We start from the raw sequence: 18623 nt of genomic DNA, 5'->3' as shown, positions 1-18623 counted from the left end.
TCTAAACATCCTCCTTAGGAAAAAATATCGGGAGTTGTGCAAACGCAATAAGTGTAATGCCTAAAAGCACAAATTGTGAATACGGCTCCTTAAAGATTAATGAAACACACAATAATAATAAAGTTACAACGATTGTTTTAATTTTTTTACCTTTTCTAAGTTTTATTGGAATCGGTTGTTTTTTAGTTGCTGAAGGTGCATAAATAACTAAAATAATAAAACCTAATAAAGCAAGTATATACATTAGTATAATATCCACTTTTATATACCCAATAAACCATGGCAGTAAAACAAATAAAACAATGTTTTGAATATGACACGAAAGCGATGACTTCGCATGTGCACCGTGTGCATACTGTCTAATCAAATAATAAGATAAGTGTACAGTTAGAGTGTATAAAAATATATGGCAAAGGATTGAAATGCCATAAACTACAATAGTTTTCGCAAGATTGCTAACAAAAACTTGCATGCCTAAACGGAGTTTTAGGAACTCAAGATGATCAAGATTATTTCTTTGTTGAAGATATCGTGCTAAGTTTTCAATTTTGTTATCAATTCCCCTTGACATGGCTATTCTCTCCTCACCCGTATTATACAATTTTAATTATATTTTAGGCGTCTCATTGCTTAACTGTAAGTTTTGTATTCCTAACTGTTTGAATTTCTTATCTTTTTAATTTTAACATATAATTCTTAACAAATAAGTATGAAATATAACGAGTTAGGAATTATTAAACGCAATTCTAGAAATCCATGGTTTAATATACTTGTATCACAAAGAAGTGATAAAATTATTTAGACTTAACCGTTTAAATGAAGATGTTAATTAGGCTTTTGAGCAGGAGTCTAATTGACTTTACTAAATTGTAACTGTATCTTCGTATAGTTATTGGAGTTACAAGTTTAGTTGTCGGTTTCATTTCTTTGAATACGGACAAGAGGAGGCTGATGTTGTGACAAGAACCTTTTCAGTAATAGCTAGTGGTTTCGTAAAATAGTACTAGATTAGTACACAACTCGCTTAATACGTTAAGCAAATCCCTTAAATTTGTATTTGTAGACCTTTCCCAGTCTCAAATCAAATCTATTTTAACTTTGTCTATAACAGAGACAATTTAAAATTTAAACATGTAAGCTATCGTAAACATCATTCAATTTATCATTTTAATCGGTAAATTCACTAATTTTTTTCATAATTAATAACATCCCCAAAAAATAGATAGAGAAATAACTGTATAAAACATTCCCTTAATAATAAGTTACAAAAAACCGTGAGTCCCTCCCAAGCTCACGGTTTTTTTATGTTTATTTATAAAGGTGTGGTCTCAAATTTTTAAAGACTGGTATTGCTTCACGTTGTTTGACAACCTCATCTAAATTTAGTGAACAACTTAATCTTCCTTCTTTGTCATTGAGTTGATCTATAATTTCACCATTTGGATTAATAATCATTGAGTTACCAGCATACTCAGTTTTACCATCATCACCACAGGTGTTACAACCGACGACAAACATATCATTTTCTATCGCACGTGCTTTTAGTAAAGCAATCCAATGGTCTAATCTAACACTTGGCCACTGCGCTACATAAAATGCGATTTCTGCACCTTTACGTGCTGGATAACGTAATATTTCAGGAAAACGTAAGTCATAACAAATATTTTGTGCAATTTTCACTCCGTTAGAAAGTGAAAAAGGCTCAGGCACAGCGTTACCTGGACTCATAAAGAGTGGCTCATCTAGCATCGGGACGAGGTGTACCTTATCGTAACTATTGATTAAATAGCCTTGTTTCGATACTGCAAAGGCAGTGTTATATACATTTTCTTTCATAATATTAGACACAGAACCTGCTACAATATCTACTTGATATTGTATAGCTAATTTTGAAATAAATTCAAAACTTCGTGATAACTGTTGATCAGCTAGTTTGTTTAATTGGGGTAAGGCATATCCGTTATTCCACATTTCTGGCAATACAACAACATCTGTTTCAGTTGTTACATAATTAGAGAACCAATTTTTAATGGTTGTTTCATTAAATGAAACATTTGCTGGTTCAATTTTAAGTTGAAAGATTTCTATATTCATCAATTTCACCCCTTGTATTAGTGTTAGACTAAATATACTAAATATATTTAGAAAATTCAAAATTTGGTTAATAGTATTATAAAGCAAGTATAAAAAAGAGGCGAAGACATGAAAGTCTTTGCCTCATATAATGATAGTTATATAAACGTATATAAATAAATTTATTTTTGTCTATGTTTTTTGATGGTGGATGTAAAATATCTTGTCATTCTGTAGATATTTAATTTTTTACTTTTTTATAAGGAAGCGTTTATCTATATCATTAAATTCTTTTTCGCTAGCTTCTTCACGAATATTACCGAAAGGCATTTGTGCCATAAGTTTCCAAGTTTTAGGAATATCAAAAGCTTCAGATACTGCTACGTCTACAAGTGGGTTATAATGTTGTAATGAAGCACCGATACCTTCAGTACTTAGTGCTGTCCAAATAGCGAATTGATGCATAGCGTTTGTTTGGCTTGACCAGATTGCAAAGTTTTCTGCATAGTTAGGCATTTGATTTTGTAAACTTTCGATGACTTCTTCATCTTCAAAGTATAAAACTGTACCGTATGAATGTTTAAAATTATCAATTTTATCAGCGGTAGGTTGGAAATCGCGATCAGGTCCCATTGTATTTTTTAGTTCTTCTTTTGTGATTTCCCAGAATTTATCATGATTATCATTTAATAATAAAACAATACGTGTAGATTGTGAGTTAAATGAAGAGGGTACATGTTTAATTGCATGTTCAATTATATTTTCAACTTCTTTATCAGAAATTGAAATTTCTTTATTTAAACTATAAATTGTACGTCTCGTTTCTATTGCTTTTTGAAATGCATCTAAATCTTTTGATTTTTTAGTGAATAATCCCATTATAGTAGCTCCTTTATTAATTCAAAATATATATCTAGTATAATAATTATATCAGATTTTGTAAATAGGCTTTTTACAAAAAATTTCAGATTTATTACTTTTTCCTTTCAATAACCATCTATTTAATGAAAAAAAGTGAGCTTTCTAATATAATTATAATGAATATAAGGTTTATTACTATGGAGGTGAGAAAATGAAAGGGTATAAAATGAATAAAATATTAGTTTCTAGCTTCGCTTTTGCTATAAGTGCTTCTTTATTATCAAAACCGATTCAGGCAGCTGAAGATCAAAATAATAATATATCAACTGATACAAAAGATGTTTTAGCTGGAAATGATGACATGGGACGTTCAAATTTTGTACCTTCAATTTCCGACCTTTATAGCACAGATGGTAAAGAAAATTTTGACACTAACGTTGAAAACAATAATACAATAAAAAATGAGTTGTCAGCTGATAAATTAAATTCAGGTGAAAAAGAAAAATCAGTAGACGATGACGTATTTAATAATGAAGGTACTGATACACCAGTTCAACCAGATGAACCAAACGATGGAGACACGTCTGATTTAAGTGAAGACGATAATACAGGAGAGCCAACAACACCAGATGAACCAAACGAAGATGAAAGCACACCATCAGAACCAGACAATCCAAGTGATGAAGACACGTCTGATTCAAGTGATGGAGATAATTCTGGTACAAATGAAGGGACAGATGAACCGAGCGATGGTGACACGTCTGATTCAAGTGAAGACGATAATACAGGAGAGCCATCAACACCAGATCAACCAAACGAAGATGAAAGTACGCCATCAGAACCAGACAATCCAAGTGATGGAGACACATCAGGTTCAAGTGAAGACGATAATACAGAGGAGCCATCAACACCAGATCAACCAAATGAAGATGAGAGTACACCATCAGAACCAGATGAACCAAGTGATGAAGATACGTCTGATTCAAATGATGGAGATAACACTGGTACAAATGAAGGGACAGACGAACCAAGCGATGGAGACACGTCTGATTCAAGTGAAGACGATAATACAGGAGAGCCATCAAAACCAGACAAACCAAACGAAGATGATGAGAGTACACCATCAGAACCAGATGGATCAAGTGATGAAGGCACGTCTGATTCAAACGATGGAGATAACTCTGGTACAAATGAAGGGACAGACGAACCAACGAACCCAGGCCGACCAAATGGAGGTGGAGGCACGTCGCCAAAACCAGACAAACCAAGTAATGGAGATACGTCTGGTTCAAATGGAGGAACAGGTGTACCGACGACTCCTGATCGACCTAATGATGGGGGAGGCACGTCATCAAAACCAGATAATCCAAGTGAAGGAAGTACATCTGGTTCCAATGGAGGAACAGGCGTACCGACAAATCCAGACCGACCGAATTTGACACCTCCACAAACACATTACCCAAATAAACCAAGTAATGGAAACCATAGAAGTGGTAATGGCGATGCGTATCAGCCAACACAACCAGTCAAACCTTCAAACCCTACACGACCAAACTTAAAAAGACCAAGTGAAAATACGCAACCAAACAAAAATCAAAATGAAATAAATTATGGAGACTTGTCAGTTAAACAAGATACAAGTCAAACGTCGAGCAGTACAAATAGTGATCGTCAAATTTTAAATAGATTTAATCAAATGTCTACCGGTTCGTTTAAATATAATCCTTTTGTCGTAAACCAAGTAAAACAATTAAATAATGGTGAACAAAAAATCTCTAACAGAGATATTTTATCCATTCTTAGACCACAACGATTTGATGATAATGCTTTTTTAAATGAGTTACAGAAAGGAACGAATTATTTTAAATTTCAGTATTTTAATCCTTTGAAATCACAAGATTATTATCAAAATTTGGATAATCAAGTATTAGCTTTGATTACTGGTGAAATTGGATCAATGCCAGATTTAAAAAATCCAAAAACGGAAAGTGCTTCAGGTAAATATGAGTATCACTCTAGCAGCGATGAAGAAATGACTGAAACTGCAGACAAAAATTCAAAAAATACTATCGATATAAAATTTGAACGTACTTTATTCGCTTTAATAACAGCTATTTTTATGATATTTATTGGTGTCGTAGTTGGTTACTTTGTTCATCGTAAAAATAAAAATAATGAATAATTGAAATATAAAAAGGACTAATCCATTCAATAGTATGGATTAGTCCTTTATTTTGAGCATAGAAGTTATTTCCAAATTTGTTAAATAATAAGACTGAAAATAAAAGAAGTAGTTTCTTGTAATTCTTTTATTTTTTCTGGGCCAATTAAAACTTGAATTATTACCACAAAACCATTTTGCATCATATGTACAGCAATAGGTACCCATATGCGTTTTGTAAAAGCGTATAACCCTGAAAAAATCATTCCCATACCAAAGTAAATGATGAAGAAGGCTGGATCACCATGTGCAGCACTAAATATAATAGAACTTACTACTGAAGCTACTATGAATTTTAGGGTTTTATTACCTTTCATAAGTTGATATAACTCACCAAAAATAACTTTTCTAAATACATATTCCTCGAGGATTGGACCTACGACTGAAATTAAAATAATGAAGACGGGAATATCCTGAGCTACTTTCATTAACCTTTCAGTATTTGGACTTGATTGTGGACCACCTAATACGAACATATTAATTAAATTAGCAATAATTTGATAGACCATAACACAAACATATCCAACGAGCGCCCATAATATTGCGTAGCGTTTCTTTTCTTTTGTTCGTTGTTCTAATTGTGTTGGATTAGCAATGAAATTATTGATTATAATGATAATGATTGATGCGATTATAAATAAAATAACTTGTGTATAAATATTGGTAAACATTAACGATTTACCACTTAAATTGTTGAAAAAACCTGCCATATGTAAAAATATAACACCATATTGCGCTAGACCATAAATAATTAATGTCAATATGGATACCCACAAACGAGACATAATGAACCTCCAAAAAATAGTTTATATCTTATTTTAGCGTAAATTATCGTCACACACAAAATATACAACGATGGTTTTAACTTGAAATGTTGACCAACTTTGATTATTATAGAAATTAGATTAGCACTCAAGGTAATGAAGTGCTAAAGATTTCCAATTCTAAGGAGGAACAATCAATGTTAAAACCATTAGGTAACCGAGTAATTATTCAAAAAATAGAACAAGAGCAAACAACAAAAAGTGGTATTGTATTAACAGATAGCGCTAAAGAGAAGTCAAATGAAGGTACGATAATTGCAGTAGGTGCAGGACGTATTTTAAAAGATGGTTCTCGAGTTGCTCCTGAAGTGAACGAAGGCGATAACGTTGTTTTTCAACAATATGCTGGCACAGAAGTTAAACGTGGAGACGAAACATATTTAATCCTTAACGAAGATGATATTTTAGCAATTATTGAATAATAAATTATAAAACGATAAATCATACTAACAACATGGAGGTTAAGAAATATGGCTAAAGATTTAAAATTCTCTGAAGATGCACGTCAATCTATGCTAAGAGGTGTAGATAAATTAGCAAATGCTGTTAAAGTTACAATTGGTCCTAAAGGGCGTAATGTTGTATTAGATAAAGAGTACACTTCACCATTAATTACTAATGATGGTGTAACGATTGCAAAAGAAATTGAATTAGAAGATCCTTATGAAAATATGGGTGCTAAATTAGTACAAGAAGTAGCAAATAAAACAAATGAAATCGCTGGTGATGGTACAACAACAGCTACTGTATTAGCACAAGCAATGATTCAAGAAGGTTTAAAAAATGTTACAAGTGGTGCTAATCCAGTTGGATTACGTCAAGGTATCGACAAAGCTGTAGAAGTAGCGATTGAAGCTTTACATGAAATTTCACAAAATGTAGATAATAAAAATGAAATCGCTCAAGTTGGTTCTATTTCAGCAGCTGATGAAGAAATTGGTAAATATATTTCTGAAGCAATGGAAAAAGTTGGAAATGACGGTGTTATTACAATTGAAGAGTCAAGTGGCTTTAATACTGAATTAGAAGTTGTAGAGGGTATGCAATTCGACAGAGGTTATCAATCTCCATATATGGTCACAGATTCAGATAAGATGGTTGCAGAGTTAGAAAGACCGTATATTTTAATTACAGATAAAAAGATTTCATCTTTCCAAGATATTTTACCGTTATTAGAACAAGTGGTTCAAGCTAATCGTCCAATTTTAATTGTAGCTGATGACGTTGAAGGCGACGCATTAACAAATATAGTCTTAAACCGTATGCGTGGTACATTCACAGCAGTAGCAGTAAAAGCGCCTGGATTTGGTGATCGTCGTAAAGCTATGTTAGAAGATTTAGCAATTTTAACAGGTGCACAAGTGATTACTGACGATTTAGGCCTAGAACTTAAAGATGCATCAATTGATATGCTTGGTACTGCTAACAAAGCTGAAATTACTAAAGACAATACTACAGTTGTCGATGGTGATGGTGATCAAAACAATATCGATGCAAGAGTAAGTCAAATTAAATCACAAATTGAAGAAACTGATTCTGATTTTGATAGAGAAAAATTACAAGAACGTTTAGCAAAATTAGCAGGCGGTGTTGCAGTAATTAAAGTTGGTGCTGCAAGTGAAACAGAATTAAAAGAACGTAAATTACGTATTGAAGATGCTTTAAATTCTACAAGAGCTGCTGTTGAAGAAGGCATCGTAGCAGGCGGTGGCACAGCATTTATTAACATTTTTGATAAAGTATCGAAAATTGAAGCTGAAGACGATGTAGCTACTGGGGTTAATATTGTCTTAAAAGCTTTAGAAGCTCCTGTACGTCAAATAGCAGAGAATGCTGGTTTAGAAGGCTCAATTATAGTTGAAAGACTTAAAAATTCAGAAGTTGGCGTTGGCTTTAATGCGGCTACTAATGAATGGGTAAATATGCTTGAAGCTGGTATCGTAGACCCAACTAAAGTAACACGCTCTTCGCTTCAACACGCAGCAAGTGTTGCAGCAATGTTCTTAACAACTGAAGCAGTCGTAGCCAATATTCCTGAAGAAAATAACAATGACCCACAACCAGGTATGGGCGGTATGCCAGGAATGATGTAATATAGCTATTGAGGTTATTACATCAATGTTAGTTGGTTGACATGACAAAATAATATAGAAATTTAAAATCAAACTTCATTGAAGTTAATCATTGACGTTTCTCATTAAGCATAAACCTTTTTGAGAAGCGTCTTATTTTATATCACAGTTTAGATTAAAGCAAAAATAAAAATGTTATAAATCTTGAAAATTAATGATAATAAAATGTTAGTACAAGCTTTTTACTTATAGTTTATATCAGAATTTTGAATTAATGTGAAGGGCTTAATAATCATAATATTCATTGTTAATAATTTTAGTAATGTGAATAAGTATTAAATAAAAGGGTAGAGAGTGGGTGTAAGTTTTAATAGTTGCAACATATTTTAGCTGCACGATATTTGAAGAGTGGAGGGAATTAAATTATGACTAAGAAATCAGTATATGATGTTATTGATATGGGTGTTAATTATTTAATTTCAGGTTATGATAATTGGAATAATGACCAAGTATTGGACGATAAAATTGATTTATTTCCAAATACAATACATTGGCAATATGGTCATGTTTTAACTATATTTGAATCTGCTTTATCTCTATATGATAAAAATACAGTTGATATAGAACAATACACACGCTTATTTGGTTATGGTTCATCACCAGAAAATTGGGGAGATGAAACAATACCAAAAATTGATGAAATATTGAACGATTTACAGACATTACCAGAGCGCGCTCAAAAACTTTCAGATGAAGAACTACAAACAGAATTAACTGAAACAATCGCAGGTTGTAATACATTGGATGAATTGTTGGTATTAAATGCCATTCATATTCCTTTACATGCTGGTAAAATTGAAGAAATGTCACGTGTTTTAAAACAACAACAATAAATTAAAAAAGATGAAATTGCTATTCATAGCAATTTCATCTTTTTTTTATACATTTTGTAAATCAGAAATGGCTTTAGCTATTGAATCAAAGACATGAGGGATATCATCTTTTTCTACACAACTAAAAGCAATTCTAATGTCAGAATCATTTAATGCAATTATACCAATAGAATAATTTTCGATTAAATGCTTACGCAATTGTTCTGGATTAACATTTTTAACTTTAAGCGCCATAAAGTATCCAGAGTTAAAATCATAGGGTTGCCAATATGTTGAATATTTTTCGTCATAAACAACAGATTTTGTAGTTTGGTATCTCGCATTTAATGTATCAATATTCTTTTGAATTTCTTTATCAAATTGATCATGGTTTTCAAGTACATATTTAACTGCACTTTGAGAGGGCATAGGTCCACTAGAAATATTACTTCTAATTAATCCTTTTACTTTGGCTTCTAAGACTTGCTTTGTAATAGGAGCGTTAACACCAAAACTGATAAAGCCTACGCGTAATCCCCATGCAAAGAATTCTTTAGTAGCTCCATCTAAACGGATAGGTAATAAATTAGGTAAATGTAAATTTGTTAATGCAGTAAATAGAGATTGCGTGTAAACATCTTCATAGAATAAACCATAGTAAGCGTCATCTATTAATGCAATAACATTAGTACCACGCTCTGCAAGTGATTTGATGGCATCGACAATAACGGCTACTTCATCTTTAGTAGGCGTGTAGCCAGTTGGGTTATTAGGATAATTTAGGATTAAAATAACTTTATCTTTGTCATATTGTTCTAAAGTATGAACAAGCTGTTCAGTGGTAAAATGTCCGTGCTCATCGAAGATATCATATGTTTCAATTTCAGCACTATGTCTTGTACTATATACTAGTTTATAGTTACCCCAATTATGTGATGGTAGTAAAATTGTGTCACCGCTATCAACGAACATATCTCCTACAATAGATAGACCGTGTGTCAATGCATTTGTAACAATAGGTCTTGTCATGTGGTTCGCAGTTAAATCAGGATTGTCTTTCAACATTTTTTGTTGCCATAAATCACGAAGTGCTTCTAAACCTTGAGGAGGTGCGTACGGAAAGATGTCATTTGGTTCTAAATGATTGAACATATCATTTAACGTTTCAGCATACATTTTACTATCTTTATATGTTGCCATACCGATTGTGGCATTATATTTAGTAGCTTTCGCTTCTGCGGATTGTGATAAAATGCCTTTTGGATAATACATTAATTTGCCTAAATCAGAAAGCATATCTGCAATTTCTGGATTGGATTTAGATAATTGCTCGTTTAAATCTAAAGCTAAAGGATTCATAGTTTGTTAACCTCTCTTTACTTTTTAAATGATATAACTATATTATCTTGAAATCAGTCAAAATTAAAGCGTTGCAAACATTTTATAAGAAAAATATAAATTTAAGGTCATTTTATGCGAACAGGTGTTCTGTTTTATGTTAGAATATAGATAGGCCATCAAAATCCTACATGGTACTTTTTTTGTGGGGGGTGTAGTATGATTACGTGGTGGCAAGAAATTTTAGTAACTTTAATAACAGGTGGCTTACTTGTTGTATTCCGTGTTTGGTTAGAAAATAAGTGGAAAGACAAATAGGTGGCCTTACACAAAAAACCCCAAGTCTGCGCTATCAGACTTGGGGTTGTGTAGTATAATTCGTGGATACAATTATATTTTAGCACCGCCAAGTATAAACTGCAAACAATATATTCTATTGCATGTAATGCAAATTAATAATAAGATAATTTTAAAATTAGAATAGTATGAATGAGTTTTAGAAATTGTGAGTAAATTTTGATACAATGTAATTATTTGAGGTGAGTATAGTGAAGCATTTAACAAAAATATTTGTGATTATTGCTATTGTATTATTTGTCGTTGGTTACTATTTACAGGCTACTGGACATGAAAATTCAGGCATAAAATTATTAATTGCAGCAATTATGTTTATGATTTGTGCATTTATAAATAGAAGTAATGATAGACGCAAAAAAAATAATCAAAATAATAAAAAGAAATAAGTAATAAGAGTGAGACATCTCTCTCTTTCATATTGGATAAGGCTGACCATTTTATGTGGGTTAGTCTTTTTTTTATTTTAAATGGTATAGTTATTTGCACTTATTTTAGCTCAAAATTTTTAATCACTTTAAAGTTTTTAGTAAAAATGAAAATTTGGCTTTACAAGCGTGTATATATTGTATATATTGTGTATATACAGTTATAGGGGAGGACGTTAATGAAAATACTTTTAAAAAACAGTAGTGAAAGACCGATTTATGAACAAATCAAACAACAAGTAAAAGAGAACATTTTAAAAGGACACGTTACTCCTGGAGAACATTTGCCATCAATGAGAGAACTGGCGCAGGATTTAAGTGTTAGTGTGATCACTACGAAACGTGCTTACGAAGATTTAGAAAAAGATGGTTTTGTTTTTACCATAAGAGGAAAAGGTACATTTGTGAAGGAACAGGATAGTTCAATTTTAAAAGAAAAACAATTTATAGTTATTGAGTCCTTAGCCAAATCAATGAGTAAAGAAGCCAAGACCATTGGGATGACTTTATCTGAGTTACAAGAAATTTTATCGTTGATTTATGAGGAGGGCGACGAATGAATGCTATAGAATTGAAAAATATTAACTATCAATTTAAAGAATTTCAATTAAATGATATTTCATTTGAAGTTCCTCAAGGTTTTGTAACTGGTTTCATCGGTGCAAATGGTGTTGGTAAAACTACAATTATCAGGTTAATCATGGACTTAATTGAGCCCAATGATGGTGAAATATTAATTTTTAATCAAAAAATGAAAAATAACGCTGTAGCAATAAAAGATAAAATTGGTTTTATTTATTCGGAATTATATCTTAATGACAAATGGACAATTAAAAAAATCGAAAATTATATTGCGCCATTTTATAGTTATTGGAACCATGATGTTTTTGAACATTATGTTGGATTATTTGATTTGCCTTTTAATAAAAAGATTAAAACATTCTCAACGGGAATGAAGATGAAGTTATCTATTGCAATCGCATTTAGTCATCAAGCTGAACTATTTATTTTAGATGAACCTACTTCAGGTTTAGATCCTATAATTAGAAATGAAGTTTTAGATATCATTCAAAAAGAACTTATTGATGAAAGAAAGACTGTTTTTTTATCGACACACATTATTTCTGATTTGGAGAAAATTGCTGATTATTTAGTTTATATTAAGGATGGCGAAGTTGTTTTAAATGACTTTTTAGATCATCTTTTAACTCAATTTAAAATTGTCAAAGGTGATTCCAACCAAATTGATGAAGAGTTAATGCATTTAACTCAATATTTTGAAATTAATAAAACGGGTTATACTGCGTTAACAACACAGGCTAATGTGTTCTATGAAATATTTGGTAATGCTGTTGCAATCACGAGTCCAACAATTGAAGACTTAATGGTTTACCTCGAAAAAGGAACCCCAAAGCATAATTTGGGACTTTCTAATAATTAACAATGTGGGAGGTATAAGATGAAAAATTTACTTATTCGAAACCTTAAGTTACGCAAATGGACGATTGTTTTATATGCAGTTTTACTGATTGTTTCACCTCTACAATTAATTTTGAATCATGACACATTGATAAATAAAGTGCTTTATTCTGCACTTGTTATGGTACTAGTAGTTATTTCAGTGTTAGATTCAGGACATGTTTTTAGATTTAATAAAAAGTTAGGACATAAACAGGCATATGATTTTTTTGCCAGTTTACCGGTTTCTAAATTATCTTTACTAAATGCGAACTATATAACTGTTTTGGTATTTACTTTGGTTGGTGCAGGTATCTTATCTTTATATGGCATATCCAATGATAACTATTCAAGTAATACAATTAATATTAACTTCACATTGCCATTTTCTTATATTGCCATTAATCTTTTCGCGATACCATTAGGTTTTAAGCGGTTTATAGAACAAAAGGCAGAATATATTTCATTTATTCCTTATGTGTTAGGAATGTTAATTTTCTTACCTTTTGTCATTGCAATTATCATTATTGGTTGTTCTGTACTATTTGATTATGACTTTGAACATTTAAGATATTTTAAAGATTTCTTTAACTATGGCTTCTTATTGTTAAGTGTTATATTTTTAGGAGTAAATTATATCATTCAATATAAAAAGCTAAATTAACTTTAAAGGAGGCGCATTATGCAGTTAAAACAAATTACTAAAACATATGGTAATAATAATGTATTAGACCATATTGATTTTGATTTTGGCCATAGTCAAATTGTTGGTTTAATAGGTAAAAATGGGGTGGGTAAAACCACTTTAATGAAAGTGATGAATGGCAACATTGTAAATTATAAAGGTGAAGTTCAATTAAGTAATAAAGAAAACGTAGGTTATTTAATAGAACACCCTAAACTATATGATAATAAATCTGGCTTATATAACTTGAAACTTTTTGCAAATGTGTTAGGAAAAGGATTTGATAAAAAGTATGCTGATCAAATTATTGATGCATTTGGAATGCGTAGTTATATTAAAAAGAAAATTAAAAAATATTCAATGGGTATGAAACAAAAGTTAGCCATTGCAGTTTCTTTAATGAATAAGCCTAAATATTTAATATTAGATGAACCAACAAATGGAATGGATCCTGATGGCTCAATTGACGTTTTAAAAACGATACAATCGCTTGTTCAGGAACTAGATATGAAAATTTTGATTTCAAGTCATAAACTTGAGGATATAGAATTAATTTGTGATAGAGCAGTCTTTTTAAGAGATGGTACATTTGTGCAAGATGTTGATATGAAAGAAGGCGCCCCAACTGATTCTACAGTATTGAACCTTGAAGCGGGTGACTTTGAAGCAGGATTAGCTTATTTAAATGAACACTTTGATGTTATACAGTCTCAAAGAGAGACAGGAGAAGTTATATTAAAGGCTCAAAAAAACTATAAAGACATATTAAAAGGACTAGCAAGTAAAGAAATTTTCCCTGAGTTTATTGAAACACGCAAAAGTTCTTTACGTGATACGTACTTCAATATCAATCAGAAAGGTGGCCAATAATGAACAGTATTCAACTTGTAAAATATGACTTGATTAGTATTTTTAAAAGTCCTTTAACTTACTTAGCATTATTATTGACTATTTTACCAATGATTGGATTTACAATTTTATTTGTTCAACAATCTGATGAAATGAACGGTAATACATTACTTTCAATAGGTAGTTGGTTCTTTTCTATTATGGGACTACTTTTTGTAATAAAAACAATCACACGTGATATTTCACAAGGTACGATTCAATTATATATGAATAAAACATCGAGTCGTGTAGGTTATGTTGTTGCAAAAGTTGTTTCTATTATATTAATTGCCATATTAATAACAACAATTCTTGTTGCATTTGTTTTAATTGTTCAGGGTATTGTAGATGGTGAAAATATTAAAACTGATAAAATTTTTGAATTATTATGGTTTTTCCTAATGTTCCATTTATTCTTTGGATTACTATTATATTTATTTGCATTAGTAGTGCCTAAAACAGCGCTTATATTCACATTAGGGATTTTCTTAGTATTGATTGTTCCTTTTGCAGAGCCTTTCTTACCAATGATTCCAAAAATTGGAGATAATATACAAGACTCATTAAAATATATTCCATTTAGTTATTTAACATCGAAAACGACTTCTGGAGATTATACATTTAGTAATTGGCAATGGTTTATTACCTCAGCTTCAATTGTTATTTTATTTATTATTAATCTATTCTATGCATCTAAAAAAGATATTTAATAGTAGAAATTAAACTTCAATAAAAAACACGTATGAATTGTAGTAAAGCTAATCCAATTCATACGTGTTTAATTATTTAGTGATTAATTTATCTAAGATTGAATCGTAAACATGCTTCCACATTTGTGAGTCTGTTTTATAACGATTTGCAATAATTGTATGTGTTTCTGCAGATTTATCTTTAAATGTAGGATCGTCTTTTTCAGGTAATTTTGAACGCGTTTCATCTACAAAGTTTTGGACTTGTCTAGCACGAGGACCCCAAACAGTTTGTTGTTCAAAGTCATCATTTAGAAAAACAAATATTGGAATGGATCTAGCTGTGCCATTTGTTAAGTATTGATCTATTAAATCTGTATTTTCATCGCGATGGAATACTCTGACTTCCAAGTGTAGTTCTTCGCTTATATGCTTTAGAATAGGAAGGTTCATCATAGCATCTCCACACCAATCTTCCGTTATTACAAGCACTTTACTGTAAGGTAAAGATTTGATTTTTTCAAGACGTTCATCATCTTGAGGAAGTGAGAATGATTTATAAATTGTTAGTAAATTTTCTTGGTTTTCAGTCATATCCTCAATGTACTGATCAAGTGGTTGACTGTTTTTGAAATAAGTTTCTAAACTTGTCATTATTTTTCCCCCTTTAATTTATTAGCTATTATTATATCAACAATTTTAAATGAAAGAAAATTTTTAATACTTAGAAAAGTAATAAGTTTTAATATTTGTTTTAAATGAAAATACTAAATGTTTATGCTATATTGATTTAGTATGAATAGTGTAAAACAACATTGAGTTACATAACTTTTTGATATCTATTTTTTAACTAATAATATTTAAACATTAATTAATTATATAATCATTGAACTTTTGTAAGTTACATTTGGATAATAAAATATATTAAAATTTTTTGTACATAGAAATGGTGAAAGATAGAGCATTGAAATTTATAGTAACTAAATTTGGTAATGACACTCCGCAGTGGTTTGCCATTTTTGAATTGAAATAGAAATTGATTAAATCCTACAATTTGAATGGCGGTAGATAACTTGGATAAAATCACATTTTTAAATGCGCTAGAACAAGAATTAGAAAACCTACCTCGAAATGAACGAGACAAAGTGATGTATGAATATGAACAATATTTTTTTGAACAAGAAAATAATGGAAAAAATGAATACCAAATCATTGGAGCTTTAGAATCACCAAAGCAGATTGGTAAACAGATAATGGCAAAAAATGCTATTGTATCTGCCGAATATAGGCCAAATACTAAAAATATTGTCAGAGCAATTATGGCTTCTTTAGGTATGGGGATTTTGTCATTAATTATTATTTTGATACCCATGGTTATACTAGCTGTGTTTATGTGTGCATTATTGCTCGTTGCATTTTTCTTAACTATTAGCCCAATATTGTTAATTGTTCATGGATTATTGAATCATATGATCAGCCTCGCGATAAGTAATTACTTTTTTGCTTTTTCTTTTACAGGATTAGGTATTGTTTTATTTGTAATTATTGCTAAATTAGCACAACTTGTCTATCGTTTAATTTTAAAATACTTAAGATGGAATATCCGAACAATTAAAGGAAGTGTAGATTTATGAAGCGGTTATTTTTAGGTGGGCTAACTTTATTTATAACATGCTTTCTTTTAGGAAGTGTTACATGGTTCGGTTTTGAAAAACAAAATGAAAAATTAAATAGTGTTAATAAAGTATTAGATTCTAAAGATATTAATAATTTAGATGTTTTAACTGAAAATTGTAAAGTTTTAATTAAACCTGGAGATAAAACGTCAGTGAGATATAAAGGTAAAAGAAATCTTGATATCAACAATAATGATAAAACGTTGAAAGTTAAAGAGACTGAAAAACTAGAAAACCATTATGGTTTAAATTACAATCCTTTTAGAAATTTTGAGGATAACTTAATTATCACTTTGCCTGAAGAAAAATTAAATAAGCTACATGCATCAAGTAAATATAATACTATAATTGTTAAACAATTAAATGTAAATGATGCAAATTTATCAAAAAATCATAAAAATGGCGGCAAAGTGATTTTAAATGAATCTAAGTTTGGAAAGTTAAAATATAAAGGATTAAATTCAGCTATAACGTTTAAAGAAAGTGAAATAAATAATGCCAATATTAAAACTGAAAATGCCAGAATAGCGGGTGAAAATACGCTTATTCAGGATTCAGTGTTATTAGTAAACAATGGAACTATAACATTATCTGATACTGACATCAATTCAAATTTTAAAGCATCTGCTAAAAAAGGAGATATTAACATTAGTTATAAAAACGCTCCGAAAAACACACTTCTTAAGTTATATCCGTTTCATGGTGATAAAAAAGTTAATAATAAGCATTTTATGAATGAAAAAGTTGGAAATGGAGATAATATTTTAGAGCTATATACTACTGATGGGGATATAGTGGTTGATTAATTAGGGACATCATTGATTCGCCCCTGACTCGTGCTTGTTGTTAATAGTTGACTGAGCTTCAGCTCAAGTAATCATTTTATACTTTTTTCAATCCTAGTCATCTTTATTGGTATGGGGCGACGAAATCTTTTTAATAAAATTAGGTTTCGTCGTCCCACTTTTTTAATATAGTTCAATATGTTGCAAAAGTTAATTCGGTATCTAAATGACCAAAAAGTGTATCTGTGGATAAAGCTTGTCCATTAATCCAATCTGCAAAGTTTATTTTGGTCGGATGATTATTTTCTCCGATTGCAATATGTGCAGTTAAACTTTGTGGTTCATACATGCTTGTATGTATCGTGCCTGACCAACTTTTAAATAATTTACTGTAAATTTTATATTGTGGATTATTAAACAGCTTGAAGGCCTCTGCTTTATTTAAGTGCTTTGGTTTATGCTTAATAAGCCGTTCTAAACGCGCTTCTGATTCTGCTGTATAATTTCTATTTTCATGTGTTAATAATTTAAAGTGATTCGTACAAGTTTGGTCATAACGCACATTAATCGAACGAGGTGTAACTTCAATGATTGCATGTTCTAGGTTTTTATCCATAACAATGTAACTAAACGAACTTCTATGTGGGATTTCTTTTAACAATTGAATTGCTTCTGGCACAGTTTTACAGTACTGCAAAATAATTCTGCCAATCATGTAACATACAAAACCATCACCAGGATGTTTACGATGCATGAAATTGTAGCCCATAGAAAGGCCGGCTTCGTTCATTCCGTCCATTCTTCCAGTTACGCGTGAAGTTGGGCCAATCTGTGCTAAACCACCATCATTTGGTTGAAATAATAAATATCGACCATCATAAGTGGCAGGATGATAATCGTAGTTGCGTACCATGTAATCATTACCTAAAAATACAGTACAGCCGCTATTTTTTAATGGTGTAAAACGATAATGTCCGAAGTTTAGTATCATTTGTTTGGTAGGAAGGTTTAAAACTTCTTGCATACCTTTTATTTCTTCCCAAATTTGTGGTGCGTACATTTGGAAAACATCATATGTTTCTTTAATGTTTATATCAAATCTAGGCATACGCTTTTTCCATTCTTTTTCTCTGTTTTTTAGCATTGGCGTTTGCTGCATCCATTGAGCAGTTTTGATGCCTAAATCAAAATGTGATCCTCGATGCGTTAAAATATCTGATTGTACTTTTTGCATAAAAAAACTCCTATGTTAAGTGTAACCTTACAATAATGTTATCTCATTGTAACGTCATGTTAATTGTATTACCGTGCTGTGGAAGTTATCATAAAATTAACTTTTAAAACTAAAGCTTAATTTAGTTGAATGAGGTGATGATTATGTTAAATTACTATGGACAAT

General features: G+C 30.8%; 20 protein-coding genes. 13 read left to right on the top strand and 7 right to left on the bottom strand.

From position 1 onward, the window contains the following. Position 1 precedes the first annotated feature (1 nt). From KA873_RS13140 to KA873_RS13130, 3 genes are all read right to left on the bottom strand, one after another. Complete coding sequence (locus KA873_RS13140) at positions 2-571, bottom strand: accessory gene regulator AgrB (protein ID WP_107505416.1); 570 nt, start codon at positions 569-571, stop codon at positions 2-4. Positions 572-1308: 737 nt separating this feature from the next. Then, entirely contained in the window at positions 1309-2094 is a 786-nt protein-coding gene (locus KA873_RS13135) for a carbon-nitrogen family hydrolase (RefSeq protein ID WP_107505335.1), read from the bottom strand. Positions 2095-2322: 228 nt separating this feature from the next. Then, positions 2323-2952, bottom strand: a complete 630-nt coding sequence (locus KA873_RS13130; protein ID WP_107505336.1) for a nitroreductase family protein — start codon at positions 2950-2952, stop codon at positions 2323-2325. A gap of 193 nt (positions 2953-3145) precedes the next feature. Here KA873_RS13130 and KA873_RS13125 point away from each other — a divergent pair, with 193 nt between their 5' ends. Next, positions 3146-5116 carry an SdrH family protein gene (locus KA873_RS13125; protein WP_107505337.1) on the top strand — a complete coding sequence of 657 codons (1971 nt, stop codon included), beginning with the start codon at positions 3146-3148 and terminating at the stop codon, positions 5114-5116. A gap of 80 nt (positions 5117-5196) precedes the next feature. Here the strand turns inward: KA873_RS13125 and mroQ are convergent, their stop codons facing one another. Next, positions 5197-5940, bottom strand: coding sequence for an intramembrane glutamic endopeptidase MroQ (mroQ, locus tag KA873_RS13120; RefSeq protein ID WP_064264595.1), 744 nt, complete (start codon positions 5938-5940; stop codon positions 5197-5199). A gap of 176 nt (positions 5941-6116) precedes the next feature. On the opposite strand from mroQ, the gene groES reads away from it, so the two are divergent. The 3 genes from groES to KA873_RS13105 all read left to right on the top strand — a co-directional run bounded on the left by groES (position 6117) and on the right by KA873_RS13105 (position 8944). Continuing rightward, on the top strand, positions 6117-6401 hold the full coding sequence (groES, locus tag KA873_RS13115; protein WP_019469562.1) for a co-chaperone GroES: 285 nt from the start codon (positions 6117-6119) through the stop codon (positions 6399-6401). Between the two features lie 48 nt (positions 6402-6449). After that, positions 6450-8072 (top strand): chaperonin GroEL, encoded by a 1623-nt coding sequence (gene groL, locus KA873_RS13110; protein ID WP_210140566.1) that lies wholly within the window; start codon positions 6450-6452, stop codon positions 8070-8072. A 404-nt stretch (positions 8073-8476) separates the two neighbouring features. Next, on the top strand, positions 8477-8944 hold the full coding sequence (locus KA873_RS13105) for a DinB family protein (protein WP_064264597.1): 468 nt from the start codon (positions 8477-8479) through the stop codon (positions 8942-8944). 45 nt (positions 8945-8989) lie between these two features. Here KA873_RS13105 and KA873_RS13100 read toward each other — a convergent pair whose 3' ends face one another. Continuing rightward, positions 8990-10282, bottom strand: a complete 1293-nt coding sequence (locus KA873_RS13100) for an aminotransferase class I/II-fold pyridoxal phosphate-dependent enzyme (RefSeq protein WP_107505409.1) — start codon at positions 10280-10282, stop codon at positions 8990-8992. Between the two features lie 201 nt (positions 10283-10483). Between KA873_RS13100 and KA873_RS13660 the strand changes: the two genes are divergently transcribed. The 7 genes from KA873_RS13660 (at position 10484) to pmtD (ending at position 14784) form a co-directional block, all read left to right on the top strand. Further along, positions 10484-10579, top strand: coding sequence for a Trp-rich small protein (locus KA873_RS13660; protein ID WP_224396387.1), 96 nt, complete (start codon positions 10484-10486; stop codon positions 10577-10579). A gap of 230 nt (positions 10580-10809) precedes the next feature. Further along, positions 10810-11004 (top strand): SE1626 family protein, encoded by a 195-nt coding sequence (locus KA873_RS13095; RefSeq protein WP_064264599.1) that lies wholly within the window; start codon positions 10810-10812, stop codon positions 11002-11004. A 218-nt stretch (positions 11005-11222) separates the two neighbouring features. Further along, positions 11223-11603 carry a PSM export ABC transporter transcriptional regulator PmtR gene (gene pmtR, locus KA873_RS13090; RefSeq protein ID WP_107505369.1) on the top strand — a complete coding sequence of 127 codons (381 nt, stop codon included), beginning with the start codon at positions 11223-11225 and terminating at the stop codon, positions 11601-11603. Beyond that, positions 11600-12484: a phenol-soluble modulin export ABC transporter ATP-binding protein PmtA gene (gene pmtA / locus KA873_RS13085; protein WP_107385281.1), complete on the top strand. Its 885-nt coding sequence runs from the start codon at positions 11600-11602 to the stop codon at positions 12482-12484. The genes pmtR and pmtA overlap by 4 nt, the downstream gene beginning before the upstream one ends. An 18-nt stretch (positions 12485-12502) precedes the next feature. Continuing rightward, positions 12503-13165, top strand: a complete 663-nt coding sequence (gene pmtB / locus KA873_RS13080) for a phenol-soluble modulin export ABC transporter permease subunit PmtB (RefSeq protein ID WP_064264602.1) — start codon at positions 12503-12505, stop codon at positions 13163-13165. 18 nt (positions 13166-13183) lie between these two features. Next, entirely contained in the window at positions 13184-14056 is an 873-nt protein-coding gene (pmtC, locus tag KA873_RS13075) for a phenol-soluble modulin export ABC transporter ATP-binding protein PmtC (protein ID WP_107386640.1), read from the top strand. Further along, positions 14056-14784, top strand: a complete 729-nt coding sequence (pmtD, locus tag KA873_RS13070) for a phenol-soluble modulin export ABC transporter permease subunit PmtD (RefSeq protein WP_107505371.1) — start codon at positions 14056-14058, stop codon at positions 14782-14784. Before pmtC ends, pmtD begins: the two co-directional genes overlap by 1 nt. A gap of 72 nt (positions 14785-14856) precedes the next feature. Here pmtD and KA873_RS13065 read toward each other — a convergent pair whose 3' ends face one another. Next, on the bottom strand, positions 14857-15417 hold the full coding sequence (locus KA873_RS13065) for a thioredoxin family protein (RefSeq protein ID WP_107386641.1): 561 nt from the start codon (positions 15415-15417) through the stop codon (positions 14857-14859). Between the two features lie 419 nt (positions 15418-15836). Between KA873_RS13065 and KA873_RS13060 the strand changes: the two genes are divergently transcribed. Together KA873_RS13060 and KA873_RS13055 are read left to right on the top strand one after the other, a co-directional pair. Then, complete coding sequence (locus tag KA873_RS13060; RefSeq protein ID WP_064264605.1) at positions 15837-16397, top strand: HAAS signaling domain-containing protein; 561 nt, start codon at positions 15837-15839, stop codon at positions 16395-16397. Continuing rightward, positions 16394-17245, top strand: a complete 852-nt coding sequence (locus KA873_RS13055; protein WP_210140564.1) for a DUF4097 family beta strand repeat-containing protein — start codon at positions 16394-16396, stop codon at positions 17243-17245. Before KA873_RS13060 ends, KA873_RS13055 begins: the two co-directional genes overlap by 4 nt. A 172-nt stretch (positions 17246-17417) precedes the next feature. Here KA873_RS13055 and KA873_RS13050 read toward each other — a convergent pair whose 3' ends face one another. Further along, the gene (locus KA873_RS13050) at positions 17418-18458 is read right to left on the bottom strand and encodes a C45 family autoproteolytic acyltransferase/hydrolase (RefSeq protein ID WP_107385053.1); all 1041 of its coding nucleotides are present in this window, start codon (positions 18456-18458) and stop codon (positions 17418-17420) included. Between the last annotated feature and the right edge of the window lie 165 nt (positions 18459-18623).

It is taken from the genome of Staphylococcus sp. GDY8P45P, from assembly GCF_017892745.1.
GTDB lineage: Bacteria > Bacillota > Bacilli > Staphylococcales > Staphylococcaceae > Staphylococcus > Staphylococcus cohnii.
This window is presented reverse-complemented; position numbering and strand designations above follow the sequence as displayed.

Excerpts from the sequence above, each read along its gene's own strand:
- KA873_RS13135 (WP_107505335.1), bottom strand. The coding sequence starts at position 2,094 with ATGAATATAGAAATCTTTCAACTTAAAATTGAACCAGCAAATGTTTCA.
- KA873_RS13105 (WP_064264597.1), top strand. The coding sequence starts at position 8,477 with ATGACTAAGAAATCAGTATATGATGTTATTGATATGGGTGTTAATTAT.
- mroQ (WP_064264595.1), bottom strand. The coding sequence starts at position 5,940 with ATGTCTCGTTTGTGGGTATCCATATTGACATTAATTATTTATGGTCTA.
- groL (WP_210140566.1), top strand. The coding sequence starts at position 6,450 with ATGGCTAAAGATTTAAAATTCTCTGAAGATGCACGTCAATCTATGCTA.
- KA873_RS13055 (WP_210140564.1), top strand. The coding sequence starts at position 16,394 with ATGAAGCGGTTATTTTTAGGTGGGCTAACTTTATTTATAACATGCTTT.
- KA873_RS13050 (WP_107385053.1), bottom strand. The coding sequence starts at position 18,458 with ATGCAAAAAGTACAATCAGATATTTTAACGCATCGAGGATCACATTTT.
- pmtD (WP_107505371.1), top strand. The coding sequence starts at position 14,056 with ATGAACAGTATTCAACTTGTAAAATATGACTTGATTAGTATTTTTAAA.
- KA873_RS13130 (WP_107505336.1), bottom strand. The coding sequence starts at position 2,952 with ATGGGATTATTCACTAAAAAATCAAAAGATTTAGATGCATTTCAAAAA.
- pmtA (WP_107385281.1), top strand. The coding sequence starts at position 11,600 with ATGAATGCTATAGAATTGAAAAATATTAACTATCAATTTAAAGAATTT.
- KA873_RS13065 (WP_107386641.1), bottom strand. The coding sequence starts at position 15,417 with ATGACAAGTTTAGAAACTTATTTCAAAAACAGTCAACCACTTGATCAG.
- pmtR (WP_107505369.1), top strand. The coding sequence starts at position 11,223 with ATGAAAATACTTTTAAAAAACAGTAGTGAAAGACCGATTTATGAACAA.
- pmtC (WP_107386640.1), top strand. The coding sequence starts at position 13,184 with ATGCAGTTAAAACAAATTACTAAAACATATGGTAATAATAATGTATTA.
- pmtB (WP_064264602.1), top strand. The coding sequence starts at position 12,503 with ATGAAAAATTTACTTATTCGAAACCTTAAGTTACGCAAATGGACGATT.
- groES (WP_019469562.1), top strand. The coding sequence starts at position 6,117 with ATGTTAAAACCATTAGGTAACCGAGTAATTATTCAAAAAATAGAACAA.
- KA873_RS13100 (WP_107505409.1), bottom strand. The coding sequence starts at position 10,282 with ATGAATCCTTTAGCTTTAGATTTAAACGAGCAATTATCTAAATCCAAT.
- KA873_RS13125 (WP_107505337.1), top strand. The coding sequence starts at position 3,146 with ATGAAAGGGTATAAAATGAATAAAATATTAGTTTCTAGCTTCGCTTTT.
- KA873_RS13140 (WP_107505416.1), bottom strand. The coding sequence starts at position 571 with ATGTCAAGGGGAATTGATAACAAAATTGAAAACTTAGCACGATATCTT.